The 26,300-nt window shown below is 64.4% G+C and carries 29 protein-coding genes; 12 read left to right on the plus strand and 17 right to left on the minus strand.

Going from position 1 to position 26,300, the window contains the following annotated elements; genetic code table 11:
- Positions 1–21 precede the first annotated feature (21 nt).
- The 4 genes from CH290_RS29180 (at position 22) to CH290_RS29195 (ending at position 3,558) form a co-directional block, all read left to right on the plus strand.
- A complete protein-coding gene (locus CH290_RS29180; RefSeq protein ID WP_033188063.1) occupies positions 22–738 on the plus strand; it encodes a metallophosphoesterase family protein in 717 nt (238 codons plus the stop codon).
- On the plus strand, positions 728–1,585 hold the full coding sequence (locus CH290_RS29185; protein WP_019665367.1) for a hypothetical protein: 858 nt from the start codon (positions 728–730) through the stop codon (positions 1,583–1,585). The genes CH290_RS29180 and CH290_RS29185 overlap by 11 nt, the downstream gene beginning before the upstream one ends.
- Positions 1,586–1,695: 110 nt before the next feature.
- Positions 1,696–3,198, plus strand: coding sequence for an MFS transporter (locus CH290_RS29190; protein ID WP_033188062.1), 1,503 nt, complete (start codon positions 1,696–1,698; stop codon positions 3,196–3,198).
- 84 nt (positions 3,199–3,282) lie between these two features.
- On the plus strand, positions 3,283–3,558 hold the full coding sequence (locus CH290_RS29195; RefSeq protein ID WP_019665369.1) for a hypothetical protein: 276 nt from the start codon (positions 3,283–3,285) through the stop codon (positions 3,556–3,558).
- 104 nt (positions 3,559–3,662) lie between these two features.
- Here CH290_RS29195 and CH290_RS29200 read toward each other — a convergent pair whose 3' ends face one another.
- The 6 genes from CH290_RS29200 to CH290_RS29225 form a co-directional block, all read right to left on the minus strand.
- A complete protein-coding gene (locus CH290_RS29200; RefSeq protein WP_019665370.1) occupies positions 3,663–4,832 on the minus strand; it encodes an ABC transporter ATP-binding protein in 1,170 nt (389 codons plus the stop codon).
- Positions 4,833–4,837: 5 nt separating this feature from the next.
- The gene (locus CH290_RS29205) at positions 4,838–5,671 is read right to left on the minus strand and encodes a carbohydrate ABC transporter permease (protein WP_019665371.1); all 834 of its coding nucleotides are present in this window, start codon (positions 5,669–5,671) and stop codon (positions 4,838–4,840) included.
- Entirely contained in the window at positions 5,671–6,594 is a 924-nt protein-coding gene (locus tag CH290_RS29210) for a carbohydrate ABC transporter permease (RefSeq protein WP_019665372.1), read from the minus strand. The genes CH290_RS29205 and CH290_RS29210 overlap by 1 nt, the downstream gene beginning before the upstream one ends.
- A complete protein-coding gene (locus tag CH290_RS29215) occupies positions 6,591–7,913 on the minus strand; it encodes an ABC transporter substrate-binding protein (RefSeq protein WP_019665373.1) in 1,323 nt (440 codons plus the stop codon). Before CH290_RS29215 ends, CH290_RS29210 begins: the two co-directional genes overlap by 4 nt.
- Positions 7,914–8,112: 199 nt before the next feature.
- Positions 8,113–8,604 (minus strand): YflT domain-containing protein, encoded by a 492-nt coding sequence (locus CH290_RS29220; protein WP_019665374.1) that lies wholly within the window; start codon positions 8,602–8,604, stop codon positions 8,113–8,115.
- Positions 8,601–9,581, minus strand: a complete 981-nt coding sequence (locus tag CH290_RS29225; protein WP_033188061.1) for an HpcH/HpaI aldolase/citrate lyase family protein — start codon at positions 9,579–9,581, stop codon at positions 8,601–8,603. The genes CH290_RS29220 and CH290_RS29225 overlap by 4 nt, the downstream gene beginning before the upstream one ends.
- 77 nt (positions 9,582–9,658) lie before the next feature.
- On the opposite strand from CH290_RS29225, the gene CH290_RS29230 reads away from it, so the two are divergent.
- The 6 genes from CH290_RS29230 to CH290_RS29255 all read left to right on the plus strand — a co-directional run bounded on the left by CH290_RS29230 (position 9,659) and on the right by CH290_RS29255 (position 15,964).
- Complete coding sequence (locus CH290_RS29230; protein ID WP_019665376.1) at positions 9,659–10,933, plus strand: magnesium transporter MgtE N-terminal domain-containing protein; 1,275 nt, start codon at positions 9,659–9,661, stop codon at positions 10,931–10,933.
- A gap of 20 nt (positions 10,934–10,953) precedes the next feature.
- Positions 10,954–11,499, plus strand: coding sequence for a DUF1003 domain-containing protein (locus CH290_RS29235; protein WP_051104910.1), 546 nt, complete (start codon positions 10,954–10,956; stop codon positions 11,497–11,499).
- Positions 11,500–11,595: 96 nt separating this feature from the next.
- Entirely contained in the window at positions 11,596–12,462 is an 867-nt protein-coding gene (locus CH290_RS29240) for a lytic transglycosylase domain-containing protein (RefSeq protein WP_027499054.1), read from the plus strand.
- A gap of 78 nt (positions 12,463–12,540) precedes the next feature.
- Positions 12,541–13,677 (plus strand): Mrp/NBP35 family ATP-binding protein, encoded by a 1,137-nt coding sequence (locus CH290_RS29245; RefSeq protein WP_019665379.1) that lies wholly within the window; start codon positions 12,541–12,543, stop codon positions 13,675–13,677.
- A gap of 98 nt (positions 13,678–13,775) precedes the next feature.
- On the plus strand, positions 13,776–15,236 hold the full coding sequence (locus CH290_RS29250) for an amino acid ABC transporter substrate-binding protein/permease (RefSeq protein ID WP_033188059.1): 1,461 nt from the start codon (positions 13,776–13,778) through the stop codon (positions 15,234–15,236).
- Complete coding sequence (locus CH290_RS29255) at positions 15,233–15,964, plus strand: amino acid ABC transporter ATP-binding protein (RefSeq protein WP_019665381.1); 732 nt, start codon at positions 15,233–15,235, stop codon at positions 15,962–15,964. Before CH290_RS29250 ends, CH290_RS29255 begins: the two co-directional genes overlap by 4 nt.
- Before the next feature lie 95 nt (positions 15,965–16,059).
- On the opposite strand, the gene tatB is transcribed toward CH290_RS29255, so the two are convergent.
- From tatB to sigE, 4 genes are read right to left on the minus strand one after another with little or no spacing between them, the layout of a single operon-like run.
- Entirely contained in the window at positions 16,060–16,467 is a 408-nt protein-coding gene (gene tatB / locus CH290_RS29260; protein ID WP_019665382.1) for a Sec-independent protein translocase protein TatB, read from the minus strand.
- Positions 16,468–16,477: 10 nt separating this feature from the next.
- Positions 16,478–17,953, minus strand: coding sequence for a S1C family serine protease (locus tag CH290_RS29265; RefSeq protein WP_196806923.1), 1,476 nt, complete (start codon positions 17,951–17,953; stop codon positions 16,478–16,480).
- Between the two features lie 59 nt (positions 17,954–18,012).
- Complete coding sequence (locus CH290_RS29270) at positions 18,013–18,348, minus strand: hypothetical protein (protein ID WP_033188102.1); 336 nt, start codon at positions 18,346–18,348, stop codon at positions 18,013–18,015.
- Between the two features lie 16 nt (positions 18,349–18,364).
- Complete coding sequence (gene sigE, locus CH290_RS29275; protein ID WP_026347834.1) at positions 18,365–18,970, minus strand: RNA polymerase sigma factor SigE; 606 nt, start codon at positions 18,968–18,970, stop codon at positions 18,365–18,367.
- A gap of 199 nt (positions 18,971–19,169) precedes the next feature.
- On the opposite strand from sigE, the gene CH290_RS29280 reads away from it, so the two are divergent.
- A complete protein-coding gene (locus CH290_RS29280; RefSeq protein WP_026347835.1) occupies positions 19,170–19,802 on the plus strand; it encodes an O-methyltransferase in 633 nt (210 codons plus the stop codon).
- A gap of 124 nt (positions 19,803–19,926) precedes the next feature.
- Here the strand turns inward: CH290_RS29280 and glgC are convergent, their stop codons facing one another.
- Complete coding sequence (glgC, locus tag CH290_RS29285; RefSeq protein ID WP_026347836.1) at positions 19,927–21,141, minus strand: glucose-1-phosphate adenylyltransferase; 1,215 nt, start codon at positions 21,139–21,141, stop codon at positions 19,927–19,929.
- A 76-nt stretch (positions 21,142–21,217) separates the two neighbouring features.
- Here glgC and glgA point away from each other — a divergent pair, with 76 nt between their 5' ends.
- Entirely contained in the window at positions 21,218–22,393 is a 1,176-nt protein-coding gene (gene glgA, locus CH290_RS29290) for a glycogen synthase (protein ID WP_026347837.1), read from the plus strand.
- Here glgA and CH290_RS29295 read toward each other — a convergent pair.
- The 6 genes from CH290_RS29295 to folP form a co-directional block, all read right to left on the minus strand.
- Positions 22,363–23,199 carry a methyltransferase domain-containing protein gene (locus CH290_RS29295; RefSeq protein WP_019665389.1) on the minus strand — a complete coding sequence of 279 codons (837 nt, stop codon included), beginning with the start codon at positions 23,197–23,199 and terminating at the stop codon, positions 22,363–22,365. The genes glgA and CH290_RS29295 overlap by 31 nt on opposite strands.
- Positions 23,200–23,289: 90 nt before the next feature.
- The gene (locus CH290_RS29300) at positions 23,290–23,457 is read right to left on the minus strand and encodes a DUF3117 domain-containing protein (protein WP_068369835.1); all 168 of its coding nucleotides are present in this window, start codon (positions 23,455–23,457) and stop codon (positions 23,290–23,292) included.
- A 97-nt stretch (positions 23,458–23,554) separates the two neighbouring features.
- Complete coding sequence (locus tag CH290_RS29305) at positions 23,555–24,160, minus strand: DNA-3-methyladenine glycosylase I (protein WP_019665391.1); 606 nt, start codon at positions 24,158–24,160, stop codon at positions 23,555–23,557.
- Positions 24,157–24,450, minus strand: coding sequence for a DivIVA domain-containing protein (locus CH290_RS29310; protein ID WP_019665392.1), 294 nt, complete (start codon positions 24,448–24,450; stop codon positions 24,157–24,159). The genes CH290_RS29305 and CH290_RS29310 overlap by 4 nt, the downstream gene beginning before the upstream one ends.
- 43 nt (positions 24,451–24,493) lie before the next feature.
- Complete coding sequence (locus CH290_RS29315) at positions 24,494–25,426, minus strand: glucosyl-3-phosphoglycerate synthase (RefSeq protein WP_019665393.1); 933 nt, start codon at positions 25,424–25,426, stop codon at positions 24,494–24,496.
- The gene (folP, locus tag CH290_RS29320; RefSeq protein WP_019665394.1) at positions 25,423–26,283 is read right to left on the minus strand and encodes a dihydropteroate synthase; all 861 of its coding nucleotides are present in this window, start codon (positions 26,281–26,283) and stop codon (positions 25,423–25,425) included. Before folP ends, CH290_RS29315 begins: the two co-directional genes overlap by 4 nt.
- Positions 26,284–26,300: the final 17 nt, after the last annotated feature.

Below are 26,300 nucleotides of genomic sequence, written 5' to 3' on the forward strand. Positions count from 1 at the left end.
CTGCCCGGTAGCGTCGTCCGCGTGGTCTCTGTCCTTGCCGTCTCCGACGAAACGATCGAAAGCCTGTGGAGTTCTCAGGTGCGTTCACTGGACGTCGACCTCGTTCTCGGCGCGGGAGACCTCCCGTTCGACTACCTCGAGTATCTGACCGACGCCCTGAACGCGCCGTGCGTGTTCGTGCCGGGAAACCACGACGCCGACCTGACGGGCTACTCGGCCGGACGCGCCGGATGGATGCGGGCGGGACTGCCGAGCACCTGGCCGGGCCCCGTCGGCGCCGTCAACGCGGATCGTCGGATCGTGACCGCAGCGGGCCTTCGCATCGCAGGTCTCGGCGGGTCCATCCGCTACAACGGCGGACCCAACCAGTGGACCCAGCGCCAACAGAGGCGTCGGGCACGGACGTTGACACGGACCAAGACGTGGGCAGAGAAGGTCCGGGGCGACGACCGCGGCGTCGATGTACTGCTGACGCACAGTCCACCGTTCGGCGTCGGAGACGACACCGATCCCGCGCACGTCGGATTCGAGTGCCTGCACGACACGGTGCAGTCTCTTCGACCGCAGGTTCTGCTGCACGGGCACATTCATCCGCACGGGCAGTCACCTCCGGATCTTCGACTGCACGACACAGCCGTCGTGAACACCGTCGGCTACACCTTGCTGGACATAGAACCCGGTGGAGGGGCTCGGGAGATCACAGCACCGACCATCGTGAGGCGACGCCATGGCACGTGACACCGGATTCCCCGCGGCCGACGCCGAGAACGACTTCACCCGTCAGCGTCGGCGTGCCGATGTGGCGCGTCTCGTCGGCTGGTTGCGTCGCCAACCCGACGACATCAACACGATCCTGCCGTTCGACGAGGTGGTCGCCGCGCTCGGCAAGGTCGGTGAACGCCAACTGGGCGTTCAGGTCATTCGTGTCGATTCGATCGTCGGCAGTGTCGACCGCACCCGGGACTTCGACCGGTTCTTCAGGCCGACGTCGGCTCGGATCAGGGAGCGGTGGCAGCGTCTTGCTGCGGCGCAGCGGCGAGGCGAGGCGATGCCGCCGATTCAGGTCTACCGCATCGGTTCCATGCATTTCGTGCTCGACGGCCATCACCGGGTGTCGATCGCGTTCGCGATGCACCGCACCACGATCGACGCGCTCGTCACGGAAATCGTCACCCGCATCTCCCCCGAAGGAATCACTCGGCGCGGTGACCTGCTGATCAAGGATCACCGACGGATTTTCCTGTCCCGGGTCCCCCTCGTCGGGAAGGCTCGTGAGGCCGTCACCGTGACCGACCCGTTCGATTACGCCGAGCTGAGCGAGTCGGTCGAAGCGTGGGGTTTCAGGTTGATGCAGGAGTTGGGCGAATTCGTGGATCGGGCGACCGTCGCGCGCCGATGGTTCGGTGAGGAGTTCCTGCCCGTCGTCAGGATGGTCCGGGCCGCCGACATTCTCGAGGGCCGGACCGACGCCGAGGCGTACATGTGGATGAGCCGAGAGCGGTACCGATTGGTCCGCGAACACATCTGGAACGACGAGATCGTGTCCGAGCTTCGCCAGCGCGCTCGCAGCTCGCGCACTCCGTAGAACACCGCTCGTCTTTCCCGGCGGGCACAAACCTGATAGTTACTTAGATGCACACATCAAACTTTTGGTCTTCCCTTTAGCTCTTGTGAAAAAGTAACGAGGTTTTCGTCATGCCCACCCAGGCTCGCACCGACGAGATCCACCCTGGACGCCTGCTGCTTCCCGGCCTCTGTTTCGTCGTCATGACACTTGCTGTCCTTCAGACGATGGTGGTCCCCATCATCGGCACGATCGGTACACAGCTCGGCGTCAGCACGACAGCGGCCGGTTGGGTCCTGACGGCCAACCTACTGGCCGCCGTCGTCGCGACCCCCGTCATCGGTCGCCTCGCCGACCTGCACGGCAAGCGACCCGTCCTCATCGCCGTCCTGGTTCTCGTGTTGCTCGGATCGCTCCTGGCCGCCGTCACCGAATCCTTGCCACTTCTGCTCGCCGGACGCGTCCTCCAGGGTCTGTCCTACGCGCTGTTTCCCATCTCCCTCGCTCTGCTGCGCGACGAAATGCCCCCGCGCCGCCTCGTCGGATCGATGGCCATTCTGTCCGGCACTCTCGGCGCGGGCGGTGGGTTCGGTCTCGTGCTCACCGGAGTCCTGACGGCCGACGGCGCGGACTATCACCGTGTGTTCTGGCTCACCGTCGCTTTCGTCGCCGCGGCGATCGCACTCGTCTGGTTCGGTGTTCCCACGCGCGCACGCACCGGAACCGGCTCGGTCGACTGGTGGGGTGCGATCCTGCTCGCGGCCGCACTGGTACTTCTCTTCCTCGCACTGACACAGGGCCGGTCGTGGGGTTGGGGATCGATTCCGACGGTTCTCTGCGCTGTCGGCGGCATCGTCGTCCTCGCCTGCTGGTGGATATTCGAGAACCGCATTGCCGCCCCGCTCGTCGCGCCGCGCATGCTGACCCACGGCCCACTGCTCGCAACGAGCGTCGCGACGCTGTTCGTCGGCATCGGCATGTTCGTCAACTTCCTGGCGTGCTCGTACTTCGTGCAGACACCGCGCGAGGTCGCCGGATACGGTTTCGGCGCCGACGTGCTGTCCGCCAGCGTCGTCTACCTGCTCCCCGGTGCCGCGGTGGGCGTCGTCGCGGCGACGTTGAGCGGTGGGCTGATCCGACGGTTCGGCCCACGGCCGGTTCTGATCGGCGGCGGCGCGATCGGCATCGTCGGATTCATCCAGTTCGCGTTGTTCCACGACACGACGTGGCAGGTGATTCTCGCGTCGTCGATCGTCAACGTCTTCGTGTCGCTGGCCTTCGCCTCGATCCCGAACCTGCTGATGGCCGAGGTCTCTCCGGCGGACACCGGCGTCGCGAACAGCGTCAACTCCATCGTTCGAACAGTCGGGACATCCATTGCGAGCGCGGTCCTGACGACGATGCTCGCCACCTACACGATCGCGAGTACATCTGTTCCTCGCGAGATCGTCTACACCGCAGCGTTCCTGGTCGGTGCACTCGCGTGCGCCATTGCGACCCTGTCCGCCTTCGCGATCCGCGTACCCCGCGCGACTCGGAGCACACTCACAGCAGCCTCCACGGTCGGAGGCGATTCCGAGCAGGCAAAAGCACGCGCATCCGCTGGTGAGCGCATCCTGGCAGAAGACTGCTGACGTTCTGGGAGTAGCCGCTTCTCCCTTTCGGACCCTTCCGTGCGTACCTAGATTCGAGTTGTACGCATACGAAAGGGAATCCGAATGAACGCTCGAAAGATTTTGTCCCGCACCGCTGTCACCGGGGTACTGGTTGCCGTTCCGCTCGTCGCGGTGGTGGGTACCGCCTCGGCCGATCCGATCCGTGACGAGCAGGGACATCAGCAGGCTCAGCCTCAATGGGAGCTTCCGCAGTTCCAGTTGCCGAATCTGGCTCCGGCTCAACCGGTCCCCGCGCCTGCCCCCGCCCCGGCGCCGACCGACATTCCGAACTTCGCGCCCGGGTTCTTCCAGGGCTTGTCCACCGGCTCGTCCCTGTAGCTCGCTTCCCCTATGTGAGTGGAAATGTGTCTTCGGGTCGCTTCGCCGACTCCGCTCCGGTGGCCCAGGGCCTACATTTCCACTCACACAGGGGGTAGAGCCCTCTACAGCGTCAGGTTGTCACCCGAGGCCTGGTCGAACACCGAGATCTTGCCCGGATCGAACCACAGCTCGACGTCGCCGCCCTCGCGGGCCGCCGACTCCGCGGCCAGACGGGCGACGATCTGAGCACCTCCGGTGTCCCCGAGACCGGCGTCCGCAGCCAGTTCCTGCAACTCCGCGGACTGCACCTTGCTGCCCTTGGACTCGAAGTACACGTACTTGTCGCTGCCCATCGACTCCAGAACATCCACCCTCGCGGTGAACGTCGCACCGTTCAACTTCTGATAGGAATCGATCAACGCCGCGTCCTCGAAGTGCTCCGGACGGATACCGACGACGACGTCCTTGCCCGGGTTCTTCTGCGCGATCGCCTGACGACGCTCGTGCGGCAGTTCGAACGTGCCGAGGTCCGTCTGCACCCCGTCCGACGTGAGCTGGCCCGGAACGAAGTTCATCGACGGCGATCCGATGAACCCGCCCACGAACAGGTTGCGCGGCTTGTCGTACAGCTCCTGGGGCGATCCGATCTGCTGCACGAGCCCACCCCGCAGTACGACGACCCGGTCCCCGAGCGTCATGGCCTCGGTCTGATCGTGCGTGACGTACACCGTCGTCGTGCCGAGACGTTTCTGCAACCGCGAGATCTCCGCACGCGTCTGCACGCGCAGCTTGGCGTCGAGGTTGGACAGCGGCTCGTCCATCAAGAACGCCTTGGGTGTACGAACGATGGCCCGGCCCATCGCGACTCGCTGACGCTGACCACCCGACAGATTCGACGGCTTGCGGTCCAGGTGCTGACTCAGGTCCAGGATCTTCGCTGCTTCCTCGACCTTGGTGTTGATCTCGTCCTTGCTGAGCTTCGCGAGCGTCAGCGGAAACGCGATGTTCTGACGCACCGTCATGTGCGGGTACAGCGCGTAGGACTGGAACACCATCGCGATGTCGCGGTCCTTCGGTGCCCGCTCGTTGACGCGTTCGCCTGCGATGCGCAGCTCACCCGAGGAGATGTCCTCCAGACCGGCGATCATGTTGAGCGTCGTCGACTTTCCGCAGCCCGACGGACCGACGAGAATGATGAATTCGCCGTCGGCGATGGTGATGTCGACGTCGCTGACCGCAGCCGCGCCGTCCGGGTAGAGCTTGGTGACTTTGTCGAGAACGATTTCGGCCATGACGGTTATCCCTTCACTGCGCCGGACGTCAAGCCCGCCACGATACGTCGTTGGAAGAAGAGCACGAAGATGATGATCGGAATGGTGATGACCACGGCAGCCGCGGCGATGGACCCGGTCGGCTCCTCGAACTGAGAGCTACCGGTGAACTGCGAGATCGCGGCCGGAACGGTGATGGATCGCTCCGTCGCGGTCAGCGAGATCGCGAGCAGTAGGTCGTTCCAGGCGAAGATGAACACCAGGATCGCGGCCGTGACGATGCCGGGTGCCGCCAGTGGTGCGATCACCTTGCGGAATGCCTGTGCCGGTGTCGCGCCGTCCATCTTGGCGGCCTTCTCCAACTCCCAGGGGATTTCCCGGAAGAACGCCGACAGCGTGTAGATCGCGAGCGGCAACGCGAACGTGATGTACGGAATGATCAGGCCCGGCCACGTGTCGAACAGGCCGATGGCGCGTTCGATGTCGAACAACGGTGTCACGAGCGAGATCTGCGGGAACATCGCGATGAGCAGAGCCGCACCGACGAGCGCCTTCTTGCCCGGAAAGTCGAGGCGAGCGACGGCGTAGGCAGCCATGGTTCCGATCACGACGGCGATGACCGTGGTGATCAGTCCGATTCCGATCGAGTTGATCAGTGCCGAGGTGAACTGGTTGGTCTGGAAGATGCCCTTGTAGTTGTCCAGGGTGAACGAGCTCGGAATGAACTTGCCGTCGGCGATGGTGGCCGTCGATTTGAACGACAAGCTGATGATCCATGCCAGTGGGATGAGCGCGTACAGCAGCACGAGCGCATTGATGACGGTCCAACCGACCTTCTTGCGAGGCGTCACGGTCGTCATTACTTACGGCCTCCGTCGTCCGAGCCCGGCGCCGACGCACCGAACAATTTGATGAACACGAACGCGATGATGGCGACGCAGAAGAAGATCAGAACGCTGATCGCCGAGCCGAGTCCGAGGTTGAACGCTCCGAACAGGTTGTCGTAGCCGAGAATCGACACCGATCCCGTGCCGTTGCTGCCTTTGGTGAGCACGTAGATGTTGTCGAAGATGCGGAATGCGTCGAGTGTGCGGAACAGCAGCGCAACGAGGATCGCCGGTTTCATCAGCGGGATCGTGATGCGCACCAACCGTGTCCACGCTCCCGCGCCGTCCACCTGCGCGGCCTTGAGCAGATCGTCCGGGACGAGTGCGAGACCGGCCAGCAGAAGCAGGGCCATGAACGGCGTCGTCTTCCACACCTCGGCGAGCACGACGATGGCGAGCGACGGAATCTGCTCGGTCAGTGGGGCACTGCCGTCGGGCAGCAGGTTGGCGAGGTAGCCGGTGCCCGGCGTCCACGCGTAGTACCAGCTGTAGGCGGCGGCGACGGTGACGATGCCGTACGGGATCAACACGACCGTGCGCACCAGTCCGCGGCCGAAGATCGTGCGGTGCATGATGAGCGCTACCGCGAGGCCGAGTACGAATTCGATGATCACCGAGATGATGGTGATCGCGGTGGTGACACCGAACGCCGTCCACCAGTATCCGTCGGTGAGAACGGTGACGTAGTTGGAGATTCCGACGAACTCACGATCGTCGGGGAACGCGAGGTTGTACTTCTGCAGGCTGAGCCAGAAGGCGTAGATGATCGGGTATCCGGTCACCGCGATCATCATGATCGCGGCGGGAGCGATCAACGTCAGACCGAGCCGACGTTCGGCCTTCTTGCCGTCGGAGACCTTCTTCAGAATCTCCTGTTTGTCCAACGTCTCGCTCATGGAATCAGCCCTTCCGAATTGACAGCCTTGGAGACCAGGTCGGCGAGCTTGTCCACGTCCGCAACGGGATCGATGTTCTGAGGTGGATTGAGCGCGTCGGCAAGCAGGATCGAAATGCTCTGGTAGGCAGGTGAGACGGGTCGGACCGCGGCGTTCTCGATGGAGTCGAGTACGCCTTCCCACGCCGGGTAGACGGCCTGGAATTCAGGGTCCTGATACAGCTGTGCCAGCACCGGCGGAACTCCGCCGTTGACGGCGTTGTTGCGCTGGTTGTCCTCGTTGGTCAGACACTCGACGGCTTCCCACGCGAGGTCCTCGTGCTGAGTGGTCTTGGCGACGCCGATGTTGAAGCCACCGATGGTCACCTTGGCCGGAGTATCCGGGATCACCGCCGGGTACGGCGCGCTGCGGAACACCTCGGCGACCTTGGCATCCTGTTGGTCCGCAGGGACGTTCGTCAGATCGAGGAACGGTACTGCCCCGGCTGCCGCGTTCTCCTTGATGCCCGGGAGCACGAACGGGTAGTTGACCTGGAATGCCGAGTTGCCGGCCTCCATACCGAGACGGGCGGTGGCCTCGTCGGTCTGCGAGATCGACGGGTCGTGGCCGTCGGCCGTGGCGACGCGCTTCATGATCTCGAGTGTCTTCTCGGTCGCCGCACGATGCTCGGGAGTGTCGTTCAGGGTCACCGTCGTACCGTCGTCGGCGACGACCTGACCGCCTGCGCTGACGAGGAGGCTGTTGAACCACACCATCAGGCCCTCGTACTGCTTGGCCTGGACGCCGATGTACGCGGGTTTGCCTTCGGCCGCGTTCGATTCGGCTTCGTCGATCATCTGGTCCCACGTCTGCGGCGGCTGACCACCCGGCACCTGATCGGGTCGGTACCACAGCAGCTGCGTGTTGGAGTTCAGTGGAACCGCGTACAGCTGGTCCTGCCACTGCGCCGTTTCGAGCGGGCCTTCCAGGGTGGCGCCGCCTTCGAGCTTGGCGGCGAGATCATCCGGGACCGGAAGTGCCCAGCCGGCCTCGGCGAACTCGGCGGTCCACACCACGTCGAGGGTCATCAGGTCCAACGAATTGTCGTTGCCCGCCAGACGTCGGGCCAACTGCAGTCGCTGATCGTTCGCGCTCTTGGGGAGAGTTCGCTGTTCCACTCGATAGCGTCCGTTAGACGCGGCCGAACACGCCTCCGCAGCGGCGGCGTACTGCTCGGCGCCGTCCGCTGCGGTGTAGAAACTCAGTACCGGTGTGCTGCTGTCGGAGGATCCGCAGGCTGCGAGCAACGGGCTGGCGACCAACGCAGCGGCCGCCAACACCCCTATTCTGGTTGCGTGTGCAGGCCTCGCACTCCGAGGCCTTTGACTACGTTGTCTCGGCACTTTCCGCCTCCGTATTTTCGATTACGTATACAGAACTTCCTTATTGACTGTCCTGTACGTAAAGAAACGTAACCGAACGAAGGCCGGCGATAGGGATATTGGAACTATTCCGTAACCTGCCGTCTCGACGAACGTGTCAGAGCGCGAGACGCGCGAGCAGATCGCGTGCTTTCTCCGCACTCTTGGGCTCGCACAACACGTCGTACCGACCGGCGACCAACTGCATGCTCGACGCGAAATCTCGCTGGCCCTTGGTGGCCGCGTACGGAATGGCCGCGGAGATCAATCCGAAGATGACGCCGCCGACGATGCCGATGATCAACGCCCCGAGAATGTTGCCGTTGGTGAAGATACCAAGCACCAGGCCGAGGAACAGTCCGAGCCAGGCGCCCGAGACGACGCCTCCGCCAATGACTTTCGGCCACGTCAACCGACCGAGAACACGCTCGACCTGCATGAGGTCGACGCCGACGATGGTGACGTCCTGAACCGAGAACTCCTGGTCGGAGAGGTAGTCGACGGCCTTCTGCGCTTCGGCGTACGTCGGGTAGGAACCGATCGGCCACCCGGACGGCGGAGTCGGAAGACCCTGACCTGGGCGGCCGGGCTGCGAAAGTGGATTCGTCATTGCTCTATTGTGCCCGAATCTGCACTTTGTGTTACTTCACTACGCAGCATTCCTGCCGCGCGCCCTTTCGCACTGACCACCAGGGCCATCTTTCTCGACGCCTCGTCGATCATCTCGTCTCCGAGCATCACCGCACCGCGGCCACCACCGGCCTCGGAGGTATGAAATTCGTACGCCTCGAGAATGTTCTCGGCTTTGTCGAAATCGGCCTGCCGGGGCGAGAAGATTTCGTTGGCGGCATCGATCTGGGTGGGATGCAGTACCCACTTGCCGTCGAAGCCGAGACCGGCCGTGCGGCCCGCGGCGCGGCGGAACGCGTCTAGATCTCGGATCTGGAGGTACGGACCATCGATCGCCTGCAGTCCGTAGGTCCGCGCGGCGAGCAGAATGGTCATCAGGATGTGGTGGTAGGCGTCACCGGTGTCGTACCCCTCCGGCTGTTCGCCGACGACGAGGGTGCGCATGTTCACGCTGGCCATCAGATCCGCGGGACCGAACACGAGAGTCTGCACACGGGGACTGGCCGTGGCGATCTCGTCGATGTTGCGCAGGCTGCGAGCACTTTCGATCTGCGGTTCGATTCCGATGGCGCCGACCTCGAGTCCGCTCGTCTTCTCGACCTGGGTCAGAAGCAGATCCAGTGCTTCGACGTGCGCTGCGGTCTCGACCTTCGGAAGCAGGATCGCATCCAACCGAGAACCTGCACCGGAGACGACGTCGATGACGTCGCCGTAGGTCCAGGGCGTCGTCCAGTCGTTGACGCGGACGACCTTCAGTTGGTCTCCCCATCCGTCGGACCGGAGCGCTTCGACGATGCGTCCGCGCGCCTCCACCTTGGCGATCGGGGCGACTGCGTCCTCGAGATCGAGGAAGATCGCGTCGGCCTTCAGTCCTTTGGCCTTTTCGATCATCTTCGCGGAACTGCCGGGAACCGCGAGTACGGATCGGCGGGGACGGTCTTGCTTCACCGAGCTCATTCGAGCCTCATCGCTCCCTGCTTGTTCACCGGCTGTCGATTCTCCGGTTCGTACTGTCACGCTCTAACCTTTCCATCATGGCAGCACTGAGCAAGCTATTCGCAGCCAGGCTCGCGGGTCTGGTCGTGCTCGGCCCCGACGGCGAATCGATCGGCCGCGTCCGCGATCTCGTCATCACCATGCGCGTCGGCCGCGCCCAACCCCGAGTACTCGGCCTGGTCGTCGAACTCGCGACGCGCCGAAGAATTTTCGTGCCGATGCTGCGCGTCACCAGCATCGAACCCAACTCCGTTCAGCTCAACACCGGCAACGTGAGTCTGCGCAGATTCTCGCAGCGAGCCAACGAAATCCTCGTGTTCGCGCAGATTCTCGACTCCAAGGTTCGCGTCGACGACCCGGAACTCGAAGAGCTGCACGACGCCGATTCCATCGTCGTCGACCTCGGCATCGAACTGACTCGAACCCGTGACTGGCTGGTCGCTCGGGTCGCGGTCCGGCGCAGCCGCGGCAGGCTCGCGCGCCGAGGTGCAATCCATGTCGTGGACTGGCAACACGTCCAGGGCCTGACCCAGAACGAGCTGTCCCTCCCCGGCCAAGGCGTCGCGCAGCTGTTGATGCAGTTCGAGGATCTCCGGGCTGCCGACGTGGCCAACGCGATGCGTGAGCTGCCGGTGAAACGACGGATGGAGGTGGCACACGCCCTCGACGACGAGCGGCTCGCCGACGTCGTGCAGGAACTTCCCGACGACGATCAGGTCGAACTGATGCATTACCTCGGTGTAGAACGCGGCGCCGACGTGCTCGAGGCGATGGACCCCGACGACGCAGCCGACCTTCTGGGTGAACTGCCCGAGCCCGAGGCGGAGTCGCTGCTCCGTCTGATGGACCCGGAGGACTCCGCTCCTGTCCGGCGCCTTCTCGAACACTCACCGGACACTGCCGGTGGTCTGATGACCACCGAACCGGTGGTGTTGAACGCATCGACGACGGTGGCCGAGGCTCTCGCCCGGGTACGTAACCCGGATCTGACGCCTGCGCTGTCCTCGCTGGTGTTCGTGGTTCGCCCGCCGACGGCAACTCCGACGGGCGCGTACCTCGGGTGTGTTCACCTGCAGCAACTGCTCCGCGAGCCGCCGGCGAGCCTGGTCGGCGGCGTGATCGACAAGGCGCTGCCCAAGTTGTCGCCGGAGGACAGCCTGACGGCCGTCACCCGATATTTCGCGACGTACAACTTGGTGTGCGGGCCGGTGGTGGACGACGAAGATCACCTGGTCGGAGCAGTGACAGTGGACGACGTTCTCGACCATCTTCTTCCCGAGGACTGGCGTGATCAGGAGGTGGCAGGACAGTGAAGGAAACCGCTCGGCAGCGCATGGACACACCGCAGGGCTCGCGGCTGTTCAACTGGCATCTCGACGTCGACCTCGGCAGCTCGGGAGAGCGCGCCGCCCGCTTCCTCGGCACCGGACGGTACCTGGCGATTCAGACGATCATCGTCATCGTCTGGATCTTCCTGAACGTCGCCGTCGTCGCACTTCAGTGGGACCCGTATCCGTTCATTCTGTTGAACCTCGCGTTCTCGACGCAGGCTGCGTACGCGGCGCCGCTGATCCTTCTCGCGCAGAACCGTCAGGACGATCGCGACCGGGTCTCGCTGGAAGAGGACCGTGCCCGGGCACAGCAGACGAAGGCGGACACGGAGTTTCTTGCCCGCGAGCTGGCGTCGCTGCGTATCGCCGTCGGTGAGGTCGCGACTCGTGATTACCTGCGGCGTGAACTCGACGAGATCCGCGAGTTGCTGGAACAGATGGGCGGCGAGCCGTCCGCGGCGCCGAAGAAGTCACGGAAGAAGCAAAGCCCACGCAAGCGTGAGGACGGTCCGGCGCCGGAGAGCGACGCCCCGTTCGACGTGGACTAGTTCCGCCCGGGCCGCTTGATAACGGCCGTGTAACGGAACGATCTCGAATCAGGTACCCTCGACTCCGGTTCGCAAACGATCAGGAGGTACCGACGCGTGGGACGTCACAGAAAAGCATCGAATTCCAACGTACGCCGGAATTCGGTGATTGCTCTGACGGGTCTCGTCCCCGCAGGACTCATCACCGCCGCCACCAGCGCAGGCGCGGCCGAGTACATCCCCTTCATGACGACCACCTCCACGGCGCAGGAAGCCGAGCCCGTCGTGGAAACACCCGCCCCCATCGCGGATGACACCGAGGCACAGCCCGTCGCCGCAGCCGAGGCACCCGTCCCGCAGGCAGCACCCGTCCCGGCGCCCGCGCCGGAGATCCCGCCGACTCCCGAGCTGCCGACGAGCCTCGCCGCCAGCCCCATCGCAATCCCGACGGTCAACGTCTCCGCCTACAAGAACGCCGAGCGGATTCTCGCCGAAACCCAGCCCGGCTGCGGAATCAGCTGGACCATCATCGCCGGCATCGGCCGCGTCGAATCCACCCACGCCAACAACGGCAAAGCCGACGACCTCGGCCAGCTGCTCGAGCCCATCCTCGGCCCCCGCCTCGACGGATCACTCGCCGGCAACAACGTCATCGCCGACACCGACGGCGGCGCACTCGACGGCGACCCCAACTTCGACCGCGCAGTCGGACCGATGCAGTTCCTCCCCGAAACATGGAACCGCTACAAAGCCGACGGCAACGGCGACGGCATCTCCGACCCACAGAACCTCTACGACGCAGCCCTCGCCACCGGCGACTACTTGTGCGACGGCGGCCTGAACCTCCGCGACCTCGGACAGACCACCAAAGCCATCCTGCGCTACAACAACTCCATGGCCTACGTCGCCAACGTCCTCGCTTGGTCCACCGGCTACGCCACCGGCATCGTCCCCACCTCCGACCAGCTCCCGCGCATCCACTAAGGGTCATTCCGCAGGCTCCACTCCCGCCTCCCCCGGGTCATTCCGCAGGCTCCACTCCCGCCCCACTAGCATGAGCTCATGGCAGTACTGACGGAATCCGACGTTCGAAGCGCGCTCTCGAAAGTCATCGATCCGGAAATTCGCAAACCCATCACCGACCTGGGAATGGTCAAGGGTGTCACCATCGGCGACGGAGGATCCGTCGACGTCGGGATCTACCTCACCACTGCCGGTTGCCCGATGAAAACGGAGATCAGCGACCGCGTCACCAAAGCCGTCGCCGATGTCGCGGGAGTCGGCACCATCACCGTCGAACTCGACGTCATGAACGACGAGCAGCGCACCGAACTCCGCAAGTCTCTACGCGGCGATTCCGCGGAACCGATCATCCCGTTCGCTCAACCCGGCTCGCTTACGCGTGTGTACGCCGTCGCGTCGGGCAAGGGCGGCGTCGGGAAGTCGTCGGTGACGGTCAACCTCGCCGCATCGCTGGCCAAGCGTGGTCTGTCGGTGGGTGTGCTCGACGCCGACATCTACGGTCACTCGGTCCCCCGCATGCTGGGCAACGACGCCAAACCCACTCAAGTGGAGAAGATGATCATGCCGCCGCAGGCACACGGCGTGAAGTTCATCTCCATCGCGCAGTTCACCTCGGGCAACACGCCCGTCGTGTGGCGTGGACCGATGCTGCACCGCGCGTTGCAGCAGTTCCTCGCGGACGTGTTCTGGGGCGACCTCGACGTGCTGCTCCTCGACCTTCCGCCCGGCACCGGAGACATCGCCATCTCCGTGGCTCAGTTGATTCCCGGCGCCGAGATCCTCGTCGTGACGACGCCGCAGCAGGCTGCCGCCGAGGTCGCCGAACGCGCAGGCGCCATCGCTCTGCAGACCCGTCAGCGCATCGCCGGAGTCGTGGAGAACATGTCCTGGCTCGAGCTGCCCGACGGCACCCGCATGGACATTTTCGGATCCGGCGGCGGCCAGGATGTCTCGGATCGGCTGACCAAAGCCGTGGGCGCGAAAGTGCCTCTGCTGGGCCAGATTCCACTCGACACTGCAGTCCGTGAGGGTGGCGACGCCGGCACTCCGATCGTGTTGGCGCAGCCCGAGACTCCGGCCGCGCAGGCGTTGGAAGCGGTGGCCAAGCAACTCGCAGTGCGGGAGCGCGGGCTCGTCGGAATGTCGCTGAGCATCGACACCACCCGAAGGGCCTGATACCACCCGAATGCACACCTGTCGAGGGTTGGAGTCTTAGAATTCGCCAAGTCTTACACTTTGGTGAGAATCCTTTTCTTCGATAGAGAGTGGCCTGCATGAAGAAGCCGCAATCGAGTCGGACGGTACTGGTACCGATCGTGCTCGCCCTTTTCGTGACCCTGGTGGGGTCGCTGTTCGGTCCGGCCCTGGCGTCGGCGCAGCAGCCACCGCCGTCCGGACAGAACTACTCCATCGCCACCGATACCACGTTCGCTCCCTTCGAGTTCCAGGACGAGCAGGGCAAACTCGTCGGAATCGACATGGACCTCCTGGCAGCGATCGCCGCGGACCAGGGCTTCACCTACAACGTGGAGCAGGTCGGCTTCGACACCGCCCTGCAAGGCGTCACGAGCGGTCAGTTCAACGGAATGATCGCCGGAATGTCCATCACCGACGCACGAAAGGCGACGTTCGACTTCTCGGACCCGTACTTCGATTCAGGTGTCCAGATGGCAATTCTGGAGTCCAACAACGACATCGAGAGCTACGAGGACCTGCGCGGGAAGTCCGTCGCCGTCAAGAACGGCACCGAGGGCGCGACGTTCGCGGACTCCATCGCAGACCAGTACGGCTTCACGATCCGTAGTTTCGACGACTCGGCGACGATGTTCGAGGAAGTGCGTACCGGCAACTCCGCCGCCGCTTTCGAGGACTACCCCGTTCTCGCCTACGGCATCAACCAGGGCAACGGATTCAAGACCGTCACCGACAAGGAAGCCGGAGCAAGTTACGGCTTCGCCGTCGCCAAGGGCACCAACGCGCAGTTGCTCGAGCAGTTCAACACCGGGCTCGCGAACCTGCGTGAGAGCGGGCAGTACGACGACATTCTCGACACCTACCTCAGCGCGGAAGCGTCGACGTCGGACAACTCGATCCCCGGTCTGATCAAGAGCAGCTGGCAGTTGCTGCTCAAAGGTCTGTGGCTGACGGTCGTTCTCACCGTCATCTCCATCGCGATCGCTCTGGTTCTCGGCGCGATCTTCGGCCTGTTCCGTGTCTCGTCCAACATCGTGCTCCGAGGAATCGGCACGACGTACGTCGACGTCTTCCGCGGCACACCGCTGCTGGTGCAGGCATTCTTCATCTACTTCGGTGTCCCTGCGGCACTGAACTTCCAGATGTCCGCATTCACCGCCGGCATCATCACGCTGTCGCTCAACGCGGGCGCCTACATGGCCGAGATCGTCCGAGGCGGAATCCTCGCCGTCGACAAGGGCCAGATGGAAGCGTCGCGAAGCCTCGGGATCAGCTACCTCAAGTCGATGCGCCGCGTCGTCATGCCGCAGGCCATCCGCACGATGATTCCGTCGTACATCAACCAGTTCGTCATCACGTTGAAGGACACCTCGTTGCTGTCGGTCATCGGCCTGGCCGAGCTGACCCAGACAGGCCGACTGATCATCGCCCGCAACTTCGAGTCGTTCAACATGTGGCTGATCATCGGCGTCATGTACTTCATCATCATCATGGCACTCACCAAGCTGTCGAACCGGCTCGAGAAGAGGATCAACAAGTGAGCACCAAGATTTCGATCAAGGCGCTGGAGAAGGCATTCGGCGACAACAAGGTCCTCAAGGGAATCGACGCCGAGATCGCCAACGGCGAGGTCGTCTGCGTCATCGGACCGTCAGGATCCGGTAAGAGCACCTTCCTGCGATGCCTCAACAAGCTCGAGGACATCACCGGCGGCCACGTCGTCGTCGACGGCGTCGACCTGACCGACAAGAACGTCAATCTCGACAAGATTCGCCAGAACATCGGCATGGTGTTCCAGCACTTCAACCTCTTCCCGCACATGACGGCACTCGAGAACGTCATGCTCGCACCCGTCGAGACGAAGAAGATGTCGAAGTCCGAGGCCAAGGACACGGCACTGAAACTGCTCGAGCAGGTCGGACTGTCCGAGCGCGCGGACTACAAGCCCGCGAGCCTCTCCGGCGGTCAGAAGCAGCGCGTCGCCATCGCCCGAGCACTCGCGATGAGCCCGTCGATCATGCTGTTCGACGAAGCCACCTCGGCACTCGACCCCGAAATGGTCGGCGAAGTACTGCAGGTTCTGCGGGACCTCGCCAAGGGCGGAATGACAATGGTCGTCGTCACCCACGAAATGGGCTTCGCCCGCGAGGTCTCGGACCGAGTCATCTTCATGGCCGACGGCGTCATCGTCGAAGAGGGAACCCCGGATCAGCTCTTCGGCAATCCGCAGAACCCTCGGACCCAGGACTTCCTGAACAAGGTGCTGTAAGGCTCGACCCACAGCATGAAGGCGCCACCGCAGCTGTCCGACCCACGGGATCCAGTGCACTGCGGTGGCGCCTTCATGCTGTGACGCTAAGAGCGCTACGTGGCGTCGGAGTCGATGGGCGGGGTCTGGCCTGCGGGCAGTTTCTTCTCGAGCGACGGCTTGGCGGGGGTGTTCGGGGTTCCGTTGGAGCTGCCGTTCGGCTTCTTGGAGTCGAAGTTGCCGGTGAAGATGGAGTCGTCACCGTCGAGCAGGTGTTTGGTGATGACAGCGCGGGGCGTCATGCCGCGGAGCTGATTGAGGTCGGCGAGGGGCTTACGCAGGTCCTCGAAGTCGGTGCCCAGCTCGTCCTTGAGTTGCTGGCTTGCGCCGTTGGCGTATTCCTTGACCTGGCGGATGGACTTGGTGACCCAGCTGATGGCGCCGGGCAGCCGGTCTGGACCGAGGATGACGAGTGCTGCTACCAGGAGAATGACGAGCTCTCCCCAGCCGATGTTGCCGAACACGCCTGCCAGCCTAGTCCGAAACCGGGGTGACCGACACATCGACGAGTCTGCCGGACCGGACCAGCTGAACAGGCGTCGACTGGCCGATTTCGCTCGATTGAACGGCAACGACCAACTCATCGGCACTGGTCACAGCGCGGTCACCGACCTTGGTGATGACGTCGCCCTCGACGATTCCGGCTTCCTGTGCCGGCCCTCCCGCACGCACGTTCGCCACTTCGGCACCGGATGTTGCGTCGTTGATCACCGATCGAGCGTTGATGCCGATGTCCGGGTGTTTCATCTCGCCGGTCCGGATCAGCGATTGAGCTACCTCGGTGACGTCGTCGATCGGGATGGCGAAACCGAGGCCGACCGATCCGCCGCTCTCGCTGCGGATAGCCGAGTTGATGCCGATGACGCGGCCTTCGGCGTCGATCAGTGGTCCTCCGGAGTTACCCGGGTTGATCGCGGCGTCGGTCTGCACTGCGTCGATGACGGCGTCGGTGTCGGTGCCTTCGCCGGACAGTCGAACGGGCCGGTCGAGTGCACTGACGATGCCGCGTGTGACGGTCTTGTTCAGGCCGAGCGGCGAGCCGACGGCGACGACGTCCTCCCCCACCTGGACGTCGGCGGAGTTGCCGAGCTCGGCCACGGTGAGGTTGCCGACGTCGGCCTTGAGCACTGCGAGGTCGGTCTTGATGTCGCGGCCGACGATGTCCGCGGGAACCTTGGTGCCGTCGGAGAACGTCACTTGCAGCGTGGCGCGATCGGGATTGGTGGCCGCCATCGAGATGACGTGGTTGTTGGTGACGATGTAGCCCTCGCCGGCGATGACGACGCCGGATCCGGTGCCTGCGTTCTCGCCGAGCGTGACCTGAATGGACACCACGGACGGCAGGACGGCGTCGGCGACGCGTGCCACCTGCCCTTGGGGCAAGTCCTCGCCGGTCGACTGCGTCAGATTCACCTTCTGGCTGGTCAACGCTCCGGTCACCTCGGCTGTTTCGCGCCCGATGAGGCCGCCGACGAGACCGATGGCCAACGCGACGACGCCGAGAACGACGAGCGCTTTCGGGGCGACCTTCTCGCCGAACAGAACCTCACGGACACCGAGCTTCGGGCCGAACGGTTGGACTGCGGGCTCGGGGATGTCCTCGGCTGCGGCGCCGAGCCTGACGGTGGAGTTCGGGTCGCGCCACGGATCCTCGGGTTCCGGTTCTGCCTCCGGGGGGCCGGTGGGAGCTTCAGGATCGCGCTGCAGCGATTCCTGCGCGTCGGTGGGCCTGCCGAAAGCCTCGGCGAGAACAGGGTCGGGCGCGCGCGAGGTGATTCTGGGCGACGGTTCGCCGCGTCGTGCCGCGGGGGTGAAGGAGCCTTGGACGTCGCTCGGCCGACCGAAGGCGGCAGTGGCGGCAGGATCGACCTCCGGCCGGTAGACCGGACGCGGTGGTAGCCGCGGCGCCTCCGGGTCAGTGTCGGTGCTGCGATCTGTATTGGTGCTCACGCGTTCCCGGTACCCCTCGCTCACGTCGGTCACAGCGGCCAAGATTACACAGGGCGACCCTAACGGCGTCTGCGACGAAGGTTCACGACCGACGTCACGATGACGCGTCGGCGTCGCTCGACCTCTGCTTTGACCTCGGGCGGCTCGCACATCGGGATCTGACTGAGCAGACCGAGCAACGAGTTGGGCATGGACATCTCGCCCGAATCCTTCAGGGCGCTACGCGCCTGTTGCTGGGCATCGACCTCGGCTGCGCACTCCGGGCACTCCGCAATGTGCCGAGCAGCACGTAGGTACGCGTTCATACGCAGCTCACCGTCGGCGAATGCAGCGATCGCTTCGCTGGCCAGATGTTCGGTAGAGCTGAACCGCCGTGGCTCTCGGGCCTGCGTCATCCAACCCTCCTCGTAGCTACTGAACACTGGCGTGAGAAGTGTCGACCTTCCCGTTCACTCGAAGGTACTCCCGTAGCGCCGCGCGTCCACGATGGATACGACTACGCACCGTCCCGAGCTTGACGCCCAGTGTCGCACCGATCTCCTCGTAGGACAGGCCTTCGATGTCGCACAGCACGATCGCTGCACGGAACTCGGGCGCCAACGAGTCGAGCGCGGACTGAAGATCCGGATCCAGCCGGGCGTCGTGATAAATCTGCTCGGGGTTGGGTGTCTCCGACGGCACACGGTCGTAGTCCTCGGGCAGCGCCTCCATGCGGATGCGGTTGCGGCGACGGACCATGTCGAGAAACAGGTTGGTGGTGATGCGGTGCAACCAACCCTCGAACGTTCCCGGCTGGTAGTTCGACAGGGAACGGAACACCCTGATGAACGTGTCCTGCGTCAGATCCTCGGCATCCTGGGCGTTACCGGACAACCGGTAGGCAAGACGGTAGACGCGGTCACCGTGCTCACGGACCAGTTCGTCCCAGGACGGCATGGTGGCGTCCTCGCCGCTGGCATCGAAAGCGGCGGTGCCGCTCAGTTCGGCGGTGTCTAGATCTTCTTTGATCTCGTAGATGGCTGGATCCTCCTGCTCAGGAACACGTACCAGTACAACCACCGACACCGCCGGGATGTTCCTGTTTCGCGTTGCTCGTCGATCAAGCGATCACAAGTAGCTTCTCCCACTCGCGTGTGGCCGACGTGTGAATAACCTGAGGTGCCGCTGAGAAACCTGTCCGCTCGGAAATTCGTCCGGGTCACGTTAATGTCGCAGGGTGCCGACTAATGCCGAGAGATTGCTGTCGTATGCCGAGGAATCCGCCCAGGAGGACGACGTTCTCGTCTCGGCCCGCGAACGCGCCGAGGACCTCGGTGCAGCACCCGTGCCGGCCTCCGTCGGCGCGATTCTCAGCATCTTCACTCAGATGCTCGGCGCCAAGACCGTCGTCGAGATCGGGACCGGCGCCGGCATCAGCGGCCTCTGGTTGCTCGACGGGATGCGCGAGGACGGCGTACTCACGACCATCGACACCGAACCGGAATACCAGCGCGCGGCCAAGGAAGCGTTCCGAGCCGGAGGTATCCCGCCGTCACGTACGCGATTGATCAACGGGTGGGCGCTCGACGTCCTCCCTCGCCTCGCCGACGACACCTACGACCTCGTGTTCATCGACGCCAGCCCCGTCGACCATCTTCATTTCGTTCAGGAGAGCGTCCGACTACTACGCCCCGGCGGTGTACTGGTGCTACACAACGCACTGCTGAACGGCCGGGTGCCGGACTCGACTCAGCGCGACGCCACCACCGTCGCAGTCCGGGCAGCAGCCCGAGCCATCGCCGAAGACGAGCGTCTCACCACCGTCCTGCTTCCGCTCGGCGACGGACTGATCTGCGCTTCGCGCAGCTGACCTCGGGTCGTTCCGCAGGCTCCACTCCCGGGGCTTCGCGCAGCTGACCTTGGGTCATTTCGCAGGCTCCACTCCCGGGGCTTCGCGCAGCTGACCTTGGGTCATTTCGCAGGCTCCACTCCCGTCAGATCCAGACGCCCTTGCCGACGGAGACGACGCCGCCTGCGGAGACGTTGAAGCGTTCGTTGTCGCGTTCCATGTCGACGCCGATGATTTCGCCGGGCCCGACGACGACGTTCTTGTCCAGGATCGCCCGGCGAACCACTGCGCCCTTGCCGATGCGTACGCCTGGCATGAGGACGCTGCCTTCGACGGTGGCACCGTCGTCGATCATGACGTTGGAACTGAGTACTGAATTGCGGACGGTCGCGGCCGAGAGAATGCATCCGGCGCCGACGACGGATTCCTGCGCGAGCCCGCCCTGCACGAACTTGGCGGGTGGGAGGTTCTCGGCGGCGCCGCGGATGGGCCACCGGCGGTTGTAGAGGTTGAAGATCGGGTGCACGGACACCAGGTCCATGTGTGCGTCGTAGAAGGCGTCGATGGTTCCGACGTCGCGCCAGTATCCGCGGTCGCGTTCGGTGGCGCCGGGTACGACGTTGTCGTTGAAGTCGTAGACCGAGGCGACACCGGCTTCGACGAGTGCGGGAATGATGTCGCCGCCCATGTCGTGGTCGGAGTCGGAATTCTCCGAGTCCGCTTTGATGGCGTCGATCAGTACTTTCGTCGTGAAGACGTAGTTGCCCATCGATGCGTAGGTGACGTTGGGGTCGTCGGGTGTGCCTGGAGGCTGAGCGGGCTTTTCCAGGAACTGGGTTATCTTGCCGTTCTCGTCGCTGTCGATGCATCCGAACGCGAAGGCCTCGCTGCGCGGCACCCTGATCCCGGCGACGGTGACGCCTGCACCGGAGTCGATGTGCTGCTGGACCATCTGCTCGGGGTCCATGCGGTAGACGTGGTCGGCACCGAAAACGACTATGTACTCGGGGTCTTCGTCGTAGACGAGGTTGAGCGACTGGAAGATGGCGTCGGCGCTGCCGGTGTACCAGCGTGGGCCGAGGCGTTGCTGCGCCGGGACCGGGGTGATGTACTCGCCGGCGAATCCGGACAGCCTCCAGGTCTGGGAGATGTGGCGGTCCAGTGAATGGGACTTGTACTGGGTCAGCACGCACAGCCGGAGGTATCCGGCGTTGACGAGATTGCTCAGAACGAAGTCGATCAGTCGGTAGGCGCCGCCGAACGGTACGGCTGGCTTTGCTCTGTCCGCGGTCATGGGGTAGAGCCGCTTACCCTCACCGCCGGCAAGCACGATCCCTAGAACATGCGGTTGTGTCCTCACAGAGCCAACCTATCCGCACTGGGTGAAGCTTGCTAGCAGTACACGCGTTTCACCGCGGGAATGTAGGTTTACAGATGTGCGCGTGGCGATGATGACTAGGGAATACCCGCCGGAGGTCTACGGAGGCGCCGGGGTGCATGTCACCGAACTCGCGGCGCAGCTGAAAGCGCTGTGCGAGGTCGACATCCACTGCATGGGTGCGCCGCGGGACACCGCGCACGTCCATGATCCCGATCCGGCACTGAAAGGCGCCAATGCGGCGCTGACGACCCTGTCGGCGGAGCTGCGAATGGCGAACGCCGCGGCGGACGCGGACGTGGTGCACTCGCACACCTGGTACACCGGTCTCGCCGGCCACCTGGCCGCGGAGTTGTACGACGTTCCGCACATCCTCACCGCGCATTCGCTCGAGCCTCGCCGTCCGTGGAAGGCCGAGCAGCTGGGCGGCGGCTACCGCATCTCGTCGTGGTCCGAGCGCAATGCCGTCGAGTACGCCGACGCGGTCATCGCCGTCAGCGAGGGCATGGCCAAGGACGTCCTCGATGCCTACCCGCGCCTGGACCCGCAGCGTGTTCATGTGGTGCGCAACGGAATAGACACCGAGAACTGGCACGCCGGACCCGCCGCGGATCCGTCGGATTCCGCGTTGGACGCCATCGGTGTCGACCTGGATCGGCCGATCGTCGCGTTCGTCGGGCGGATCACGCGCCAGAAGGGCGTCGGGCATCTGATCGCGGCCGCGCACCATTTCGATCCGTCGATTCAGCTGGTGCTCTGCGCGGGCGCTCCCGATACTCCGGAGATCGCCGCGGAGACCGAACGTGCGGTTGCCGAGCTGTCCGCTGCGCGCGACGGCGTCCACTGGGTGCGCGAAATGCTTCCCACCGAAAAGATCCGCGAAATACTTTCTGCGTCACAGGTTTTCGTCTGCCCGTCGGTGTACGAGCCACTGGGCATCGTCAACCTCGAGGCCATGGCAGCGGAAACCGCGGTGGTCGCGTCCGACGTCGGCGGCATCCCGGAGGTCGTCGACGACGGTGTCACCGGTCGCCTCGTGCACTACAACGCATACGAACCGCAGGCGTTCGAGCAGGCTCTGGCCCGGACGGTCAACGAGGTCGCGCTGGATCCGACGCTCGCGGCATCGATGGGCAAGGCGGGTCGTGCCCGTGCCGTCGCAGAATTCTCGTGGGCGGCCATCGCTCAGCAGACGCTGGACGTCTACTCCGCGGCGCTCGCCCGTCGCTCGTAGGTTCCGACGACGACCGACGCGGTCACGGCCACCGGCTCGGACAAGGATTCGATTGCGGCACGCCTGTCCGCTTCGGTGGTGTGCCGAACGGACGGACCCATCCCGACGAGGCTGCCCACCTCGGCGTGGGTGAGCTCCATGCGGTATTCGACGGCTGTCCGGTCCACCTGGTCGAACCCTCCGGACAGGGAATCACCGAGCCGCCTGGCCTTGTCCTCGTCCACGCCGATGAGGCCGAGTTCGCCGATCAGTTCCTGTTGATGCCGGACGGTGGGGGTGACGACGACGAGCCTGCCTCCCGGTGCGAGGACCCGCCTGGATTCTGCGGCGTTGCGCGGCGAGAAGACACAGGTGATCGCGTCGAGCGAGCCGGAACGGACGGGTAGACCGTTCCAGACGTCGGCGACCACGGACCCGATCGCGGGATGAGCCTGCGCCGCACGACGAGCCGCGGCCTTGGACACGTCGATGCCGATTCCGCGTCCACCGGTGCGATCGAGGACGGCCGCCAGATAATGACCGCTGCCGACGCCGATCTCGAGCACGGTGCGAGACGCACCGACCGCGTCGACGAGGGCCGCCGTCACCCGGTCGAAGTGGCCGGTGCTCAGGAACGCGGTGCGGGCCGCGATCATGTCCGGTGAGTCGCCGGTGATCTTGCCTGCGCTGCCCGGTTGGAGACTGACGTATCCCTGACGTGCGACGTCGAACGAATGCCCTCGATCGCACAGGAGAGTGCGGTCCTCCACGTCGAGGTCGGAGCCGCAGTGCGGGCAGACGAGCAGGTCGATCACGTCGGCGAGCACGACACACCCCGCCTACCGCGCACCCCGACCACCACTAAGCCCCACCTGCCGTAATCGGCAAGCGGGGCTGGGCACAGAAACGAAAAACAGTTAACCGGTGACGCCTTTCAGCTCTTCACCGAGGGCGGCTGCCTCGTCAGGGGTGAGCTCGACGACCAGGCGTCCTCCGCCTTCGAGCGGCACCCTCATCACGATCCCTCGTCCCTCTTTGGTTGCTTCGAGGGGACCGTCCCCGGTCCGGGGCTTCATCGCCGCCATCCTCTGCTCCCTCCAGATCTGCGCCACCCAGCTCTGCGCTTCGGCCAAAAAAGTGTTCTCGCCGTGAGCGAGAATGGTTCTTGCGCTCCATTCTTCCCTATCGGGACCGATACCGGGAACTGGAGTCGGTATTCGGGGACTTCACCCAACATCCCGTCAGGTGATCGTCGACCATTCCGGTGGCCTGCATCAATGCGTAAGCCGTGGTCGGACCGAAGAACCGCAGCCCACGACGCTTGAGCTCCTTGGCCATCGCGGTGGATTCGGTGGTCACCGCAGGTACGTCCGATATCGAATCGAGACGCTGTCCTCGCGGGGCCGGAGCGAACGACCAGAGCAGCGAATCGAGGTCGGGGTCCAGGTCGAGGATCACCCTCGCGTTGCCGATGGCTGCGTCGATCTTGGCGCGGTTGCGCACGATCGAACTGTCCTGCATCAGCCGCTCGGTGTCCGCGGCGCCGAATGCCGCGACCTTCTCCGGATCGAATCCGGAGAAGGCGCGACGGAAGTTCTCGCGCTTGCGCAGGATCGTGATCCACGCCAATCCGGACTGGAACGCTTCGAGACACAATCGTTCGTACAGGGCGTCTCGGCCGTGGAGTTCACGACCCCATTCGGTGTCGTGATAGGTCCGGTACAGCTCGTCGTCGGTTGCTCCCCACGGGCACCGCAGCTTGCCGTCGGGGCCGGGTACGGCCGTCACTTGTCCACGTTCGTCGTATCGTCCAGGCGCGACCGGAGCAGGTCGATCTCCGCGGCGAGTCGTTCCAGGGCCCAGTCGACTTCGCTGGGCTTGTAGCCACGCAACGTCTGCTGGAACTTGAGGTCTTTCACGTCGTCGCCGGTCACGCCCTCTGCAGGTAGGACGGTGGCCGTCGTCCCCTCGGGCAAGGGTTCGAGCTCTTCACCGCGACCGAACACGGCACTTGCGACGAAGAAGAGCAGGGCTGCGATGACCGCGATGACGACGACGTACAGCAGAAGCGTCAGCATCGCAGAATCTTCTCACAGCCCTGCTCTCGAACGGTTCTGCGCGTTACACGTGCAAGGTGTTGATGGCGGGTCGATCGGCCAGCGACACCTCGGTGGAGAACGGCACGAAGGAATCTCCGTCGACGCGGAACTGCATCAGTCCGGCCCCCGAGTCCACCATTCCGCAGCGGTTCAACATGGTGCCCACGATCTGACGGCTCATCGCGCCCAGTTCCACCAGCGGGCGGTTGCGGTGTTTGCGGACACCGAGATTGACCTGACCGATCGCGCCGAGTCCCAGTTTGTCGTAGGTGTCGAGCAACAGCCCGATCTCCACGCCGTAGCCGGGCGCGAACGGCACCGCGGAGAGGAGCTCTCTCGTTCCCGCGTACTCCCCGCCCAGCGGTTGGATCACGCCGGTGAGCTCCGGGCGCATGGCGGCGAGCATCGGCCGGGCAACCAGTTCGGTGACCCTGCCACCGCCGTTGGCGTCCTCGGTGCCGCTGGTGCGCAACGGACGTCGGTAGTAGCCCTTCACCAAATGGATACCGTCGCCCATCAGCAGGGGGCCGAGGAGCTTGGGTACGAACGCCGGGTCCGGGTTGATCAGATCGGAGTCGACGAACGCGATCAGATCACCCGTCGAGGCAGCGATCGCTCGCCACAGCACTTCACCTTTGCCCTTGACCGGGTCGAGTCCGGGAATTGCTTCCTCGCGACTGATCACTCGTGCGCCGGCGGCGGTGGCACGTTCGGCGGTGGCGTCGGTCGACCCGGAGTCCAGGACGATCAGTTCGTCGACGAGACCACCGAGCAACGGGTGGATGGTATCCACTACTGCCGCGACGGTGTCTTCCTCGTCGAGCGCAGGCAGTACGACGGAGACGGTGCGGCCCGCCTTCGCTGCCTCGAGTTCGGCGATGGACCACGACGGGGTGTCCCACGTATTCGTGTCCGCCCATGAATCCAGGACGGTGGTTCGGTCCGCAAGCGTCATGCCAGCCCCCTGACGGTCCGCACCGGAGCCCTGTTTCCCTGTATCGCCGCAACCATGTCTACGACTCTTCTGGTCGACGCAACCTCGTGCACCCGGAACATTCGGGCGCCGCCTGCTGCGGCCAATGCTGTCGCTGCCAATGTTCCCTCCAACCGGTCGGCGAGTTCTACACCTAGAGTCTCCCCGATAAAATCCTTGTTGCTCAGCGCCATGAGCACTGGCCATCCGGTGTTTACAAGAACGTCCACGCGACGCAACAACTCGAGCCCGTGGAAGGTGTTTTTGCCGAAATCATGGGTCGGATCGACGAGAATCGAGTCGCGACGCACACCCGCGGCAACAGCTTTCTCGGCCGCGGCTGTCACTTCCTCGACGACATCGGCAACGACATCGGTATAGCGAACACGGTGTGGTCGGGTACGCGGTGTGGCACCTCCGGTGTGCGAGCAGACAATGCCGACGCCTTCCTCGGCGGCCACCCCGACGAGGCCAGGGTCCGCCCCGGCCCACGTGTCGTTGATGAGATCGGCACCGACACCGCACGCAAGCCTCGCCACGTCGCTACGCCAGGTATCGACACTGATCAGCAGATCCGGGTACTCACCGCGGATGGCCTCGACGAACGGAACGACGCGACGGATCTCCTCGGCAGCGTCGACGAGCACACCCGGGCCCGCCTTGACGCCGCCGATGTCGACCATGTCGGCACCCTCGGCGACGGCGCGATGGACCGACGCCATCGCCGCCTCGTCGGTGAAGTTCGCACCCTTGTCGTAGAAGGAATCAGGAGTGCGGTTGACGATCGCCATGACGAGCGCGCGATCGTCGGCCACCGGCTTGCCGCAGAGAGTGCTCATGCTTTCAATACTGGCAC

It is taken from the genome of Rhodococcus sp. 06-156-4, from assembly GCF_002259345.1.
Lineage (GTDB): Bacteria > Actinomycetota > Actinomycetes > Mycobacteriales > Mycobacteriaceae > Rhodococcoides > Rhodococcoides fascians_E.

Coding starts and splice junctions, on each gene's coding strand:
- CH290_RS29310 (WP_019665392.1), bottom strand. CDS start 24,450: ATGCTGACGCTTCTGCTGTACGTCGTCGTCATCGCGGTCATCGCAGCC.
- CH290_RS29245 (WP_019665379.1), top strand. CDS start 12,541: ATGGCAGTACTGACGGAATCCGACGTTCGAAGCGCGCTCTCGAAAGTC.
- CH290_RS29220 (WP_019665374.1), bottom strand. CDS start 8,604: ATGACGAATCCACTTTCGCAGCCCGGCCGCCCAGGTCAGGGTCTTCCG.
- CH290_RS29270 (WP_033188102.1), bottom strand. CDS start 18,348: ATGACGCAGGCCCGAGAGCCACGGCGGTTCAGCTCTACCGAACATCTG.
- CH290_RS29210 (WP_019665372.1), bottom strand. CDS start 6,594: ATGAGCGAGACGTTGGACAAACAGGAGATTCTGAAGAAGGTCTCCGAC.
- CH290_RS29315 (WP_019665393.1), bottom strand. CDS start 25,426: ATGACGCTTGCGGACCGAACCACCGTCCTGGATTCATGGGCGGACACG.
- CH290_RS29225 (WP_033188061.1), bottom strand. CDS start 9,581: ATGAGCTCGGTGAAGCAAGACCGTCCCCGCCGATCCGTACTCGCGGTT.
- CH290_RS29230 (WP_019665376.1), top strand. CDS start 9,659: ATGGCAGCACTGAGCAAGCTATTCGCAGCCAGGCTCGCGGGTCTGGTC.
- CH290_RS29195 (WP_019665369.1), top strand. CDS start 3,283: ATGAACGCTCGAAAGATTTTGTCCCGCACCGCTGTCACCGGGGTACTG.
- folP (WP_019665394.1), bottom strand. CDS start 26,283: ATGAGCACTCTCTGCGGCAAGCCGGTGGCCGACGATCGCGCGCTCGTC.
- CH290_RS29205 (WP_019665371.1), bottom strand. CDS start 5,671: ATGACGACCGTGACGCCTCGCAAGAAGGTCGGTTGGACCGTCATCAAT.
- CH290_RS29250 (WP_033188059.1), top strand. CDS start 13,776: ATGAAGAAGCCGCAATCGAGTCGGACGGTACTGGTACCGATCGTGCTC.
- CH290_RS29200 (WP_019665370.1), bottom strand. CDS start 4,832: ATGGCCGAAATCGTTCTCGACAAAGTCACCAAGCTCTACCCGGACGGC.
- CH290_RS29190 (WP_033188062.1), top strand. CDS start 1,696: ATGCCCACCCAGGCTCGCACCGACGAGATCCACCCTGGACGCCTGCTG.
- CH290_RS29185 (WP_019665367.1), top strand. CDS start 728: ATGGCACGTGACACCGGATTCCCCGCGGCCGACGCCGAGAACGACTTC.
- CH290_RS29300 (WP_068369835.1), bottom strand. CDS start 23,457: ATGGCGGCGATGAAGCCCCGGACCGGGGACGGTCCCCTCGAAGCAACC.
- CH290_RS29235 (WP_051104910.1), top strand. CDS start 10,954: ATGGACACACCGCAGGGCTCGCGGCTGTTCAACTGGCATCTCGACGTC.